This window comes from Enterococcus sp. AZ120, assembly GCF_050546165.1.
GTDB classification, from domain to species: domain Bacteria; phylum Bacillota; class Bacilli; order Lactobacillales; family Enterococcaceae; genus Enterococcus; species Enterococcus faecalis.
Window position 1 is genome coordinate 506,830 of record NZ_CP172950.1, and the last position, 13,157, is coordinate 519,986.

Here is a 13,157-nt window from a genome sequence, read left to right on the forward strand (position 1 = left end):
AAAAAAGGAGAGAAAAAACAATGGAAATTAAACGCCAACAAGAAATTGTTGAAGCGTATCACTATGATATGCGAGTACCTGATTCAGAAGTAGAGACAGATTTACGTGTCAGTTTTTCACCAATTGAAGTAGAAGAAGAAAATTATCCAGAAAACAGCTCAGCACTTGTTGCTCGCTTAGAATTTCGAATTGTCTTTGACGAATTTGTTTTATCAGGGGCGATTAGCCAAATTAATCACATTATTGATCGCAAAATTGAAAAACAAGAAGATATTTCGCAAGAAGAAGTCGATGAACTTGTGCGTCCTTTATTTAGCATCGTCGAACGTTTATCTTATGAAGTAACTGAAATTGCTCTGGATCGTCCAGGTGTTCAATTGAATTTTCAACAATCAGAAGAAGCGTAACCTTTAAAAACAGCGTTTATAACGGATTCCGTTATAAACGCTGTTTTTATTCTTGTGAAGATTTAGCAACCAAAGCTTTTTTAAACTGTTCATAATTTTTTGTAGCGATATCCACATAAGCAATCGGCTGACCAACTTTGGTGATTTTTTCGGGAAGATAGGGAGCGAGCATTTCATTGTACAAAATGAACGCAGCTTCTGGTACTTCCTCTGAAAGAACATCATAACTGATAAAGTCAATTTCATAGGTTGGTTGAAAAAAGGCTTTGATGTTTTGCTGCTCTTTATTTGAAAAGAGCCAAGGACCTCCATTTGCAGGGCTCCCAACATACAACATTGCTCCATCACGGTTGACAGAAAGGATCCAACAAATTTTTTGCATACGCTTACACCTCCTAGAACTAAGTATACCACGTCAGCTTAAAAGAAAGAGGACAAAAAACAAATTATTTTTACAGTGACTAGTAAAACAACGCTTGGTGATAGTTTTAAACTATCGCAACGGTTATTTTCTATCAAAAAGTAAGCAAATTATCCCACTATTTGCTATAAAATAAGGTACAATAGAACTATCACTGGAAACAGTTTGCTGTTTTCAGGGTATTTACTGGAGAGTGAGTACCGGGAACCTTTACTTCCTTTGATGTACTTGTCATTAAAAACATAGGGAGGAACTAAAATGACAACATTCATCACTGTATTAGTGATCCTTGCATTTATTGCTGTGTTATTCGGTTTCTACCAAATGCAAAAGAAACATTTAAAATTCTCAACACGTGTCTTTTCAGCATTGGGCGTGGGGATTGTTTTAGGTGCAATTATTCAATTTGCTTTTGGTACAGACAGTAAAATTACTACGCAATCAATGGAATGGATCGGGATTGTAGGTAATGGTTATGTAGCGTTTCTACAAATGCTCGTAATTCCGTTAGTATTTGTATCTATTGTAGGTGCATTTACAAAAATGAAAGAATCCAATAAATTAGGAAAAATTAGCTTTAATGTGTTAGCCACCTTACTAGGAACAACAGCAGTAGCTGCCTTGGTGGGGATTGGAACAACCTTAGCGTTTGGTCTTCAAGGGGCAAAATTCACGCAAGGTGCTGCAGAAACGTCAAGAATTGCCGAGTTAGCGACGCGTCAAGATGCGATTCAAGATTTGACGATTCCCCAACAAATCGTTTCATTCATTCCTAAAAATGTCTTTGCTGACTTTGCGGGAACACGACCAATGAGTACCATTGGGGTGGTAATCTTTGCTGCGTTTGTTGGTGTCGCTTATTTAGGCGTTCGTCGTAAAGCGCCAAAAGAAGCTGAATTTTTTGCAAATTTAATTGATAGTTTATATAAAATTACCATGCGAATTGTTACCTTAGTTTTACGCTTGACCCCTTATGGCGTGTTAGCGTTAATGATTAATGTTGTAGCAACAAGTGATTTTGTTGCGATTATTAACTTAGGTAAATTTGTGTTGGCATCATATGTGGCCTTAATCATTGTTTTTGCCATTCACATGCTGATTTTAATTACTTTAAAAGTCAATCCAGTTACGTATCTAAAAAAAGTTTTTCCAGTCTTGAGCTTTGCTTTTACTTCTCGTTCAAGTGCAGGAGCTTTACCATTAAATATTGAAACACAAACCAAAGCATTAGGTGTCGATGATGCCACAGCAAACTTTGCTGGTAGTTTTGGTTTATCTATTGGACAAAATGGTTGTGCCGGCGTTTATCCAGCTATGTTAGCAACCATCGTTGCACCAACTGTTGGAATTGATGTCTTTAGTTTACAATTTATTTTAATGTTAGTAGCAGTTGTCACAATCAGTTCATTTGGCGTAGCCGGTGTCGGCGGCGGAGCAACCTTTGCTTCTCTAATCGTTTTAGGCGCAATGAACTTACCAGTTGCAATTGTTGGTTTAGTAATTTCAGTTGAACCACTTATTGACATGGCGCGGACAGCTGTTAACGTTAACGATAGTATGGTTGCAGGCGTGTTAACAAGTGCTCGTATTCATGAATTAGATCGTGATGTCTTAAATGATCGCGACGTTGTCTTAGATGCAAATATCTAAATCAATAAAACGAAAAGAGGTCGGGACAGAAGTGTTTAACTCCGAGAAGTAAGAAGAAATTTCCGGAAATTGTTCTTTAATTTTTGGAGAATTTCGGCTTATTTCCGAAGGAGTTGCTTCTGTTCCCGCCGTTTATTAGTTTTTGAGCGTGGGACAAAAATCCAAAGTGATTTTTGTTCCACGCTCTTTTTTTGGATTTTAAGCGAAAGTGCAGTAATTATTTAAAAGAACGTATATAATAAGTTGTTAACTAAATTCAAAAGGACGTGAAGGAATGTTTTCAAACCAAGTAAAGATTATGTTATATGTGAATAATGTTGAGGAATCTAGTCAATTTTGGCAAACGTTTGGCTTTGTTGAAAAGGAAAGAGAGGAAGTTGACGGCACATTGGTGGTAGAAATTGCACCAAGTGAATCAGCAGAAGCGATTATTGTTTTATATGATTTGGCCTTTATTCAAAAACATTCACCAGAAGTGGCGGGGAATACCCCTTCTCTAATGTTTGCTAGCGATGATATCATTGGTCTCTATAAAAAAATGCAAGAGGCTGGCGTTACTGTTGGTGAAATGGTTCAATTGCCAACAGGCTTAGTTTTTAATTTTGCAGATAACGATGATAATTACTTTGCTGTGATGGGGCAAGAAAGTAAATAAAAAACAGCTTGGCACCAGAATCAATCTAGATTCTGGTGCCAAGCTGTTTTTTATAAAAGTTGAAAGTTTTATAAATTTTACTAAAATCTGTAATTTTCATGAAAATATAGCGTATGATAATGCTGTTAATAGAATAGGCGGAGGTAAGCGGTATGCGTAAACGACATGCAAAGAAAAGACATGGAGGAGTGAATTGGCTTTTTATAGTATGTTTGTTGGTGGTGATTGGTGGTAGTGGTTATTTAATAAAAACGTTCTTTTTCACTAGAGATTCACAAGTTAATCAAGAATCGAAAGTGGTCTTGGAAGAAGATCGCCGAAGTGATAATTATGCGAATTTAACGAAAGAAATAGTTGCACCCGATAGTGGCGAACTTGATCAAAAAATTCAAGAAACAAATTATATTGGTTCGGCTTTGATCATTAAAGATGATCAGGTTTTAGTAAATAAAGGATATGGCTTTGCCAATTTTGAAAAGCAACAAGCCAATACGCCAAACACAAGGTTTCAGATTGGCTCAATTCAAAAATCTTTTACCACAACCTTGATCTTAAAAGCGATTGAAGAAGGTAAACTTACATTAGATACAAAACTCGCTACGTTTTATCCGCAAATTCAAGGTGCTGAGGATATTACGATTAGCGATATGTTGAATATGACAAGCGGTTTAAAGTTATCAGCAATGCCTAATAATATCGTTACCGATGAAGAAATTATTCAATTTGTTAAACAAAATACCATTCAAGTCAATAAAGGAAAATACAATTATTCCCCAGTAAATTTTGTCCTTTTAGCAGGAATGTTAGAGAAAATGTATCAACGTACCTATCAAGAATTATTTAATAATCTTTATCACAAAACGGCTGGTTTAAAGAATTTTGGCTTCTATGAAACCTTATTGGAACAACCCAATAATTCAACAAGTTATAAATGGACAGAAGACAATTCGTATAATCAAGTGCTCTCAATTCCCGCAGCTAGTTTTGCCCATGAATTTGGAACTGGGAATGTGGATATGACGACAGGTGATTTGTATTGGTACTTACATCAATTAATGAGTGGACACTTAGTTTCCACCGCACTTTTGCAAAAATTATGGACGTCTTCTCAGCAAAGTTCTTATCATGGCGGCATCTATGTTCATGATAATTATTTACGCTTACACGGCGTTGAAGCGGGTCAACAAGCCCTGGTTTTATTTTCAAAAGATATGAAAACCGGGGTCATATTGCTAACTAATTGTGTGAATCCAGCGAAATACAAAGAATTAATTGGTTCGTTGTTCCATGATGTAACCAATTTAACTGTTAAATTTTAAAGCAGAAGCAACAACGATCACTCCAAAGCCTTTTTAGGTTTCTTCTGAGAGACTTTATATTAAAATAAAGGGAAGAACGATCAAAGGGAGTGACGAAGATGAAGCAATCAAAAAATAAACAAGTTGTTATTGGTGAATCAACGAAAAAAAACATTTATCTTCAAGATATAGAACAGGAAACGCAAGCTTTTATTCTCCAAAACAATCCACAATTGACAGCTGAATCGATGATTACATTGGCGGAGTTACTTAATTATCGTTTGGATTACATGAAACAATTGGTCGCAAATGATTCTGAAAAAATCCAACAACTGAATGAATTGGTGGTTCAACATATCAAAGAAGATAAGCTGATTTCCAATAATATGAATGAAAAGATGGAAAAGAAATTAACCTTTGGCCAACGAGCAGCGGATACCATTGCTAAATTTGGCGGTAGCTGGGTGTTTATTGGCTTCTTTTGCTTCGTGTTGATTGCTTGGATCGTGATTAACTCTACCACTTTATTGGGACAACCATTTGACAAATATCCTTATATTTTGCTAAATCTCGCCTTATCTTGTTTAGCAGCTATCCAAGCACCGATTATTATGATGAGTCAAAACAGACAAGAAGCCCGTGATAGAGAACAAGCGAATAATGATTATAAAATTAACTTAAAAGCAGAAGTAGAAATTAATTTATTACATGAGAAAATGGATTATATTATCAATAATCAACTAGAAAATTTGGTAAAAATCCAAAATATTCAAATTGAACTTTTAGGTGAATTGCAAGAACAACTCGCCGCGACTTCTGAAAAGGAGTAGTATAAAAAAGTAGCTCGTTGTTGCGTAATAATTATTACGCAACAACGAGCTACTTTTTTATTGTGTGTAAATACACAAGCAAAATAATCGCTTTCCCTTTTTTATTCACCGTATAATGGGATAGAATGACTTTATACAAAAGGGGAAAACAAGATGAAATACCAAGTATTACTTTATTACAAATATACAACAATTGAAGATCCAGAAGCTTTTGCGAAAGAGCATCTAGCTTTTTGCAAATCATTAAATTTAAAAGGCCGTATTTTAGTAGCGACAGAAGGGATTAACGGAACGTTATCTGGTACTGTCGAAGAAACAGAAAAGTACATGGAAGCAATGCAAGCAGATGAGCGCTTTAAGGATACATTCTTTAAAATTGATCCAGCAGAAGAAATGGCGTTCCGCAAAATGTTTGTTCGCCCACGTTCTGAATTAGTGGCGTTGAACTTAGAAGAAGACGTTGATCCATTAGAAACGACGGGGAAATATTTGGAACCTGCAGAATTTAAAGAAGCCTTATTAGACGAAGACACTGTTGTAATCGATGCTCGTAACGATTATGAATATGATTTAGGTCATTTCCGTGGTGCCGTGCGCCCAGATATCCGTAGCTTCCGTGAGTTACCACAATGGATTCGCGAGAACAAAGAACAATTTATGGATAAAAAAATTGTTACCTATTGTACTGGCGGGATTCGCTGTGAAAAATTTTCTGGCTGGTTATTAAAAGAAGGATTTGAAGATGTTGCTCAATTGCATGGTGGTATCGCCAACTATGGAAAAAATCCAGAAACACGTGGCGAACTTTGGGATGGCAAAATGTATGTCTTTGATGACCGAATCAGTGTCGAAATTAATCATGTTGATAAAAAAGTTATTGGGAAAGACTGGTTTGATGGAACACCTTGCGAACGCTACATTAACTGTGCAAACCCAGAATGTAATCGTCAAATCTTAACTTCAGAAGAAAATGAACATAAACATTTAGGTGGCTGCTCATTAGAATGTAGCCAGCATCCTGCCAACCGTTATGTAAAAAAACATAATTTAACAGAAGCAGAAGTTGCTGAACGTTTAGCTTTGTTAGAAGCGGTTGAAGTATAAAAATAATAAAAAAATAAACAAAAAAACTTCGAAAATTATTTTTTGAAGTTTTTTTGTTTATTTTTTTGTCTTTAAAAGTGTTGATTTTAAAGCTTTCTTAGCTAAAACCATTTTATTTTTTAAAAGCGTCTGAAAAAAATAAAAAAATCTAATAAATATTTCTTTTATATAATGTTTATTGGCTGGGCCAGTCAATGTTGAAAATGGGGAAGGAGGAATTCAGATGAAAATCATAAAAAGGTTTAGTTTGGTATGTTTAGGGCTGTTGATCATTGGGTTGCAAACAAAAAGCGTTATGGCTGAAGAAAATAATTATGAATCAAATGGTCAAGCGAGCTTCTATGGTACCTACGTTTATGAGAATGAAAAAGAGTCAAATGACGTAGCATATACCCAACAATCAGAAGAACAGGGAAGAAACAATTTAGCTGCTTCTGGACAAGCAGTTTTACCTAAAACAGGCGAGTCTGAAAATCCGCTGTATTCCTTGATAGGAGTTAGTTTGTTGGGGGTAGTCATTTATTTAATTAATAAAATGAAACGAGAGAAGGAGCTTATTTAATGAAAAAAACTGTTTTACTTACATCGGCAACCATACTTTTAGGCGTAGGGTTTCAAGCAATAAACGCATCAGCAGCAGAAACTTTTCCGAAAGAATACAATACGGAAGGCACAATTACTTTTGAAGCAGGCGATAACGAAATCACACCGCCAGTTGATCCAGAAAATCCCGATCCTACTGATCCAGTAGACCCAATTGATCCTCCAGGGCCAGGAACGGGTGGTGCCTTATCAATTGATTATGGGTCAAAATTTAAATTTGGCACACAAAAGATTTCTACGGCAGATCAAACGTATTATGCTGCGCCAGATGAAATGAAAGATGGTTCAAAAAAACCAACCTATGTACAAGTAACTGATAAAAGAGGAACGTTAGCAGGATGGAAACTAACGCTTTCCCAACCTGAACAATTTAAAACAGCTACTGGAGAGGAACTAGTCGGCGCTCAATTAACGTTTACAAAGGCAGAAGCTGCCTCAATGGTGGATGAAAAATATAAACCTACTGAAGTTAGTAGTACTATTTCCTTAACACCTGGTGTAAATAATAATCTAGCGATGAACGCTAAAAAAGAAACAGGTGTTGGGACTTGGGTTTATCGCTTTGGTTCAAATGAAGCAACAAATAAAGAAGCTGTCCAACTATTCGTTCCCGGAAAATCTGTAAAGCTTGCACAACAATATTCAACGAAGTTAGTTTGGGCATTAGAAGATACGCCCGCTAATAATTAAATAAAGGAGAAAAGCAATGAAAAAACAATTCACAGGAATCGTTCTATGCAGTACATTTGCAGTTGCTGGTTGGTCCTTACAAGCGAAGGCAGAAGAGCCAAAAGAGTATCGTTCGAATGGTTTAGTAGAATTTATTCCGAACGTAGATCCGACAGACCCGGTTGATCCAGAAAATCCCGATCCAGAAAAGCCAGTCAAACCAATTGATCCGACAGACCCAGAAGGTCCCAATCCTGGTACCCAAGGACCGCTGTCTATTGATTATGCTTCAAGTTTTGACTTTGGGAAAAATCGTATTTCGAATAAAGACCAAGTATATTTTGCAAGAGCACAGCAATATCAAGAAAATCAAAAAGAAACACCAAATTTTGTGCAAATTTCTGATAATAGAGGAACCAATAGTGGTTGGTCTTTAACGGTTACGCAAAAGGAGCAATTTAAAGCAACAAAGGCGACTTTAAATAGTCAGTTGACAGGTGCGCAAATTTCTTTAGCTAACCCGACTGTTAATAGTAATGCGCAAAATGTTGTGAAACCAGAGGCAACAAATAAGATTGCCCTTGTTCCAGGGACCGCATCGCTAGTGGCAGCTGCGAAGCAAGGAACCGGTGCAGGAACTTGGGCTACTTATTGGGGCAAAGTAGAAGTGGTTGCAGAACGCGATGAAACCAATACGGTACACAATGTTAATGTTACAAAAGATGTTGCGCTATCAGTACCAGGGTCAACCCCTAAAGATGCCGTGAAATATCAAACAAAATTATTGTGGACGTTGACGGATGTACCAGGAATTTAAAAAGTAGAGGTGAAGAGAGATGCGAAACAAACAAAGCCTAGTCTTTTTGGCAAGTAGTTTATTCTTACTACTCCTTGCGCCTATTACTAGCGAAGCGATTAGTAATCCTTCGACAAATATCAACGAAGTCAATCGGGAAATAGTGGAGGAATCGGCCAATGATCAGGCAACTAGCGCTCCTTCTCACTCGGAAACATTAGAGCAAGAACCTTCCCTAGAAACGACAACAACAACCGATAATCATCCAGCAGAAACAGACCAATCAACGGCTACTTTAGAACCTAGCGAACAACAAAAGGATGACGATAACAGTGCAACGGAATCGGCGATAGTTGAACCACAGCCGCGCATGTTGGCTGCGCCATACGCTACTTCATTGCCAGATGATCCTAATATCATTCCAATCGACAAGGTATTTCAAGAGCCAATTGGAAATGCAACAAGTATTTTAGAAGGTGGGAAGTTATTACAACTAAACCCAGCTGTTAAATCACAAAAAGGAGCTATTTGGTCAAAAAAACCAATCAGTTTATTGTCGGATTTTACCTTTAAAAGTTATTTGTATTTAGGAAACGAGTATGCAAATGCTGGTGATGGTATGACCTTTACCTTAACGAATGATCCTAGAATGTCCACAACACCTCAAGAAGTCATTGGTTCACCTGGGATGGGAATCGGTGCATACTCCACGAAAGCGGGTCAACCTTATGTTAGAAATGCCTTATCGATTGAGTTTGATACCTATAAAAATACTGGTAGTTCCAACCGAATGGACCGAGAAATTTCACAAGATAAGGGAAATGGGCATTTAGCTTTTGTCACTCCGAAAGCTAATAACAACAGCTATACAGGGGAGCATTCAGGCGTCACCGTTGCGCCAACCTATCTATCTAATGGAACCTGGCGCATGTTGACTGTTCATTGGAATGCCGCAACCAAAGCATTAACATATGATTTAGAAGGTGTGGGCACGAATACGTATGTAGTTTCAGATTTAAATACACAATTTGGCGCAACAACGGTTTATTGGGGCTTTACATCATCCACAGGTGGCAAATACCAAGAGAATGCTTTAGCAATGACACAAATTCCTACCAACGTTACGTCACAAGCAGCCCTTAGCGTGAATGGTCAGGAGTTTAGCTCAGCTGTTGAAGCAGTGAAAAATGATCAGGTGAGGCTACGGAATACGTTGAATATTGACAATGACTTTATCGAAGATCGTCAACCGCAAGTAAGCATTGACTTACCTGATGAATTAGCATATGAAGAAAATTCATTAACGATTGATGGTAAAAAGGTAGCAGCCAAAGATCTGACACAAACAGGGAATCACTTAACAATTGCTTTAAATGACTACCTAGTTTTAAAGAAGGACATGATTATTGAATTAAAAACAACCCTTCAAGATAATACGCCCGAAAAAGTTTTAACTATGAACTTTGACTATTATGAAGAAGGAACTTTACTGCAAAAGTCAAATAATGTAACGATTACTATTCCTAAACCAACAGAAAAAACAGTAACCGTTTTTTATAAAGACGCGGAAGGTAAAGATATTGCTCCACCTAAAAGTGTAACAGGGAAAATTGGTGCACCCTATCAAGAAAAACCCCTAGATATTTCTGGCTATGTTTTTACAAAAGACTCAGGCAATGCGGAAGGAACAATGACAGAGGAAACAAAAGATATTTATTTTTACTATCGTTTAGGGGAACTATATTTTAAAGAGGCACCAAAACAGATTACTTTTGGTACGGAAAAGATACGTAATCAACCACTAATTAAACTTGGGCATCCCACCGAAGGACTCAAAGTCGTGGATGAACGTAACGCAAATAATTGGCGCTTGCAACTAAAGCAAACGCAACCGTTAACGAATGATTCAATTGTAATGCCAGATGTTTTTTCTTTCGTTTCAACTGCTGGAAGCTCTCAGATTACAAATGAGGCAATTACGCTTTTAGAAAGTAATCAGAAAGGTGAAACAGATTTAACAGCTTTACTTGATGAATCAAAACAACAAGGAATTCAAATCAATGTTCCTGTAGCTTATCAAAGAGTTGGAACATTTAAAGCTCGTTTATCTTGGGCGTTAGAAGACGTACCAGGAAATTAAAGAAAAGAATGGAGAAAAGAAAATGAAAAAAGTAACAACAGTATGTTTATCCACATTTATTTTAGGGAGCTTAGGCATGACTTCTCAAGCCTTTGCAGAAGATGGCGGTAGTTATACATCTAATGGTATCGTAGAATTTACACCAAGTGAAGATCCAACTAATCCGGTTGACCCAACGGATCCAACTAATCCAGTTGATCCTATTGACCCAACAGATCCTGAAGGTCCTAATCCAGGAACAAACGGTCCGTTGTCAATTGATTATGCGTCAAGTCTAGACTTCGGTGTTCAAAAAATCACGTCGAAGGATCAGACTTATTTTGCTGCTACCCAAAAATACAAGACAGTAGGCGCAACCGATGAAGTCAAAGAAGGGCCTAACTATGTCCAAGTAACAGATAACCGTGGAACCGAAGCTGGCTGGTCATTAAAAGTGAAACAAGAAGGACAATTTAAATCAACTTCTGGTAAAGAATTGACTGGGGCAGCTATCACGTTTAAAAACGGAAATGTAGTGACTGCTTCAGATTCAGGCAAACCAACAGGCCCAGCCACAATCACGCTAAATTCAGATGGTAGTCAATCAGATGTAATGAGTGCAGCGAAAGGAAACGGTGCAGGAACTTATTTATTTGATTGGGGAACAGATGCAACTACAGCTGCTAAAAGTATTGAGTTAACTGTTCCAGGTTCTACAACCAAATACGCTGAAAAATACGCCACAAAATTAACATGGACGTTGACAGACGCTCCAGGAAATTAAACGAGTTTTAAAAAGAAGAATAGCAGGAAACATGGTTACCTGCTATTCACTACATATAGAAAAGGAGTAAATAATTTGAACAGAAAAAAACAACGATTTCTTTTTTTTCCGATACTACTAATTCTTTTAGCGTTAGTACCTAGCAATGGTTATGCCAGTGAATTTAATTTTGCGGTTACGCCTATTCCATCAGAAAAACAAGTAGATAAAGAAAAAACTTACTTTGATTTATTACTAGCACCAAATGAAGAAACTGAGTTGAAAGTGAACTTGCGCAATGATACAGATAAAGAAGTAAAGGTAGGTATTTCCATCAATAGTGCCATTACCAATTCAAATGTAATCGTGGAGTATGGTGAAAATAAGGGGAAAAAAGATCAAAGTTTAGCGTTTGATATAAAAGACTACGTTCAATACCCTAGCTCAGTTCGTTTAAAACCGAAAAGTGAACAAACGGTTTCTATTAACGTCAAAATGCCTAATACACCCTTTGATGGAGTGTTAGCTAGTGGTATCACTTTTAAAGAAGAAACGTCGGATGAAGGCAAACGCCAAGACGATAAGAGTCAAGGGTTATCCATTAAAAATGAATATTCGTATGTCGTTGCATTATTGATGCAACAAAATAAAAAAAAGGTTGAGCCGAATTTACTTTTGAAAAAAGTCTCACCAGGACAGATTAATGCTAGAAATGTGATTTTAGTCAATCTACAAAATGATCAAAAAACATATATTAACCAAGTTGCATTTTCGGTAGAGATTACCAAAAAGGGGCATGAAGAAGTTTTATATAAAGAGGAAAAAGCAAACATGCAAATTGCGCCAAATACCAATTTTTCTGTTCCTATTGCGCTAAAAGGGCAACCACTTAAGCCAGGAGATTACCATTTGTCTATGACCGTTGTTGGGAATAAAGATGCTGCAGGCTCATTTAAAAAATCAATAAACAATGAATCGATATCTTTTAGAAATCAATGGCAATTTGAAAAAGACTTTACAATTAATGGTGAAGTTGCCAAAGAATTAAATGAAAAAGATGTCACCTTAAAAGAAAATCATTCGAATTTATATTTGATGATTGGCTTACTACTATTATTGATAGTGATTTTAATCATTGCTTGGTTGATTTGGCGAAAAAAGAAACAGGAAAAAAACGAAAGAGAAATATAAAGAGTAGTTAATTTTTGATTTGATTATCGGCAACGTTTTTGTTTGTTTTTACTTATCAAACATGCAGTTTATTCAACAAACCTAACTCAAAAAAAGAAATAATAAGAAGGAGTATTGTTAAATATCGTCTGATACCACTTTACTAGTTATATTTTTTGTTTTGTTATGTAGCTAAAGTATTTGGCAATATATGTGAGAAAAATGGATAAATACAAACATTTACTATTATGGAGTACATTGTTACTCTCGTTTTTTCAAGTAACCACTGTGCAAGCAGCAGAAGAACGGAATCCAATTTATAATCCGACCAATCCAACAGAAGAAATTTATCCGATTGAGAATACTGGCACACCAGAAAAAATGGAAGAAACAAATGAAAGTACTATTACTAGCGAAACGCAAGCGGAAGAAAGTAGCGAAGACGTTAGTAAAAAAGAAGTGACAACCAATAATCCAAAAACAAATGAAGAAAGGCCTTCTTCCAAGAAAAGTCAGCATCAAGTATTTTTCACGGATGAATTATTTGATGCTAGCCATATCACCATTGTACCAAATAGCACAGGCGGTGCTGGAACGGAGGGGCAAAACACTTTTTACTTGAATTTCATACGGGAATTAGTAGGAACGGCTATTTATGGGAGAAAGAACTGA

14 protein-coding genes are annotated in these 13,157 nt (G+C 36.6%); 13 read left to right on the forward strand and 1 reads right to left on the reverse strand.

Features of this window, described 5'->3' with window-relative positions; genetic code table 11:
* Positions 1–20: 20 nt before the first annotated feature.
* The gene (locus IGJ46_RS02510) at positions 21–407 is read left to right on the forward strand and encodes a DUF1149 family protein (protein WP_002358717.1); all 387 of its coding nucleotides are present in this window, start codon (positions 21–23) and stop codon (positions 405–407) included.
* Between the two features lie 46 nt (positions 408–453).
* Here the strand turns inward: IGJ46_RS02510 and IGJ46_RS02515 are convergent, their stop codons facing one another.
* Entirely contained in the window at positions 454–789 is a 336-nt protein-coding gene (locus tag IGJ46_RS02515) for a hypothetical protein (RefSeq protein ID WP_002355597.1), read from the reverse strand.
* Positions 790–1,086: 297 nt separating this feature from the next.
* Here IGJ46_RS02515 and IGJ46_RS02520 point away from each other — a divergent pair, with 297 nt between their 5' ends.
* The 12 genes from IGJ46_RS02520 (at position 1,087) to IGJ46_RS02575 (ending at position 13,157) form a co-directional block, all read left to right on the forward strand.
* Positions 1,087–2,478: an L-cystine transporter gene (locus IGJ46_RS02520; protein ID WP_002355598.1), complete on the forward strand. Its 1,392-nt coding sequence runs from the start codon at positions 1,087–1,089 to the stop codon at positions 2,476–2,478.
* A gap of 274 nt (positions 2,479–2,752) precedes the next feature.
* The gene (locus IGJ46_RS02525; protein ID WP_002358720.1) at positions 2,753–3,133 is read left to right on the forward strand and encodes a VOC family protein; all 381 of its coding nucleotides are present in this window, start codon (positions 2,753–2,755) and stop codon (positions 3,131–3,133) included.
* A gap of 152 nt (positions 3,134–3,285) precedes the next feature.
* On the forward strand, positions 3,286–4,452 hold the full coding sequence (locus tag IGJ46_RS02530; protein ID WP_218391433.1) for a serine hydrolase domain-containing protein: 1,167 nt from the start codon (positions 3,286–3,288) through the stop codon (positions 4,450–4,452).
* A 98-nt stretch (positions 4,453–4,550) separates the two neighbouring features.
* On the forward strand, positions 4,551–5,261 hold the full coding sequence (locus IGJ46_RS02535; RefSeq protein WP_002355601.1) for a DUF1003 domain-containing protein: 711 nt from the start codon (positions 4,551–4,553) through the stop codon (positions 5,259–5,261).
* A 153-nt stretch (positions 5,262–5,414) separates the two neighbouring features.
* On the forward strand, positions 5,415–6,365 hold the full coding sequence (locus IGJ46_RS02540; RefSeq protein ID WP_002355603.1) for a rhodanese-related sulfurtransferase: 951 nt from the start codon (positions 5,415–5,417) through the stop codon (positions 6,363–6,365).
* A gap of 178 nt (positions 6,366–6,543) precedes the next feature.
* Complete coding sequence (locus tag IGJ46_RS02545; protein ID WP_002355604.1) at positions 6,544–6,927, forward strand: LPXTG cell wall anchor domain-containing protein; 384 nt, start codon at positions 6,544–6,546, stop codon at positions 6,925–6,927.
* Positions 6,927–7,658 (forward strand): WxL domain-containing protein, encoded by a 732-nt coding sequence (locus IGJ46_RS02550; RefSeq protein WP_002361269.1) that lies wholly within the window; start codon positions 6,927–6,929, stop codon positions 7,656–7,658. Before IGJ46_RS02545 ends, IGJ46_RS02550 begins: the two co-directional genes overlap by 1 nt.
* A 16-nt stretch (positions 7,659–7,674) precedes the next feature.
* Positions 7,675–8,454: a WxL domain-containing protein gene (locus tag IGJ46_RS02555; protein WP_010712020.1), complete on the forward strand. Its 780-nt coding sequence runs from the start codon at positions 7,675–7,677 to the stop codon at positions 8,452–8,454.
* Between the two features lie 19 nt (positions 8,455–8,473).
* Positions 8,474–10,573, forward strand: coding sequence for a lectin-like domain-containing protein (locus IGJ46_RS02560; RefSeq protein ID WP_218391435.1), 2,100 nt, complete (start codon positions 8,474–8,476; stop codon positions 10,571–10,573).
* A 22-nt stretch (positions 10,574–10,595) separates the two neighbouring features.
* On the forward strand, positions 10,596–11,336 hold the full coding sequence (locus IGJ46_RS02565) for a WxL domain-containing protein (protein ID WP_002375974.1): 741 nt from the start codon (positions 10,596–10,598) through the stop codon (positions 11,334–11,336).
* A gap of 75 nt (positions 11,337–11,411) precedes the next feature.
* Positions 11,412–12,506, forward strand: coding sequence for a DUF916 and DUF3324 domain-containing protein (locus IGJ46_RS02570; protein WP_010774524.1), 1,095 nt, complete (start codon positions 11,412–11,414; stop codon positions 12,504–12,506).
* A 201-nt stretch (positions 12,507–12,707) separates the two neighbouring features.
* Positions 12,708–13,157 carry a hypothetical protein gene (locus IGJ46_RS02575; RefSeq protein ID WP_010775629.1) on the forward strand — a complete coding sequence of 150 codons (450 nt, stop codon included), beginning with the start codon at positions 12,708–12,710 and terminating at the stop codon, positions 13,155–13,157.

Coding starts and splice junctions, on each gene's coding strand:
- IGJ46_RS02560 (WP_218391435.1), top strand. CDS start 8,474: ATGCGAAACAAACAAAGCCTAGTCTTTTTGGCAAGTAGTTTATTCTTA.
- IGJ46_RS02510 (WP_002358717.1), top strand. CDS start 21: ATGGAAATTAAACGCCAACAAGAAATTGTTGAAGCGTATCACTATGAT.
- IGJ46_RS02515 (WP_002355597.1), bottom strand. CDS start 789: ATGCAAAAAATTTGTTGGATCCTTTCTGTCAACCGTGATGGAGCAATG.
- IGJ46_RS02540 (WP_002355603.1), top strand. CDS start 5,415: ATGAAATACCAAGTATTACTTTATTACAAATATACAACAATTGAAGAT.
- IGJ46_RS02520 (WP_002355598.1), top strand. CDS start 1,087: ATGACAACATTCATCACTGTATTAGTGATCCTTGCATTTATTGCTGTG.
- IGJ46_RS02575 (WP_010775629.1), top strand. CDS start 12,708: ATGGATAAATACAAACATTTACTATTATGGAGTACATTGTTACTCTCG.
- IGJ46_RS02535 (WP_002355601.1), top strand. CDS start 4,551: ATGAAGCAATCAAAAAATAAACAAGTTGTTATTGGTGAATCAACGAAA.
- IGJ46_RS02525 (WP_002358720.1), top strand. CDS start 2,753: ATGTTTTCAAACCAAGTAAAGATTATGTTATATGTGAATAATGTTGAG.
- IGJ46_RS02555 (WP_010712020.1), top strand. CDS start 7,675: ATGAAAAAACAATTCACAGGAATCGTTCTATGCAGTACATTTGCAGTT.
- IGJ46_RS02565 (WP_002375974.1), top strand. CDS start 10,596: ATGAAAAAAGTAACAACAGTATGTTTATCCACATTTATTTTAGGGAGC.
- IGJ46_RS02530 (WP_218391433.1), top strand. CDS start 3,286: ATGCGTAAACGACATGCAAAGAAAAGACATGGAGGAGTGAATTGGCTT.
- IGJ46_RS02550 (WP_002361269.1), top strand. CDS start 6,927: ATGAAAAAAACTGTTTTACTTACATCGGCAACCATACTTTTAGGCGTA.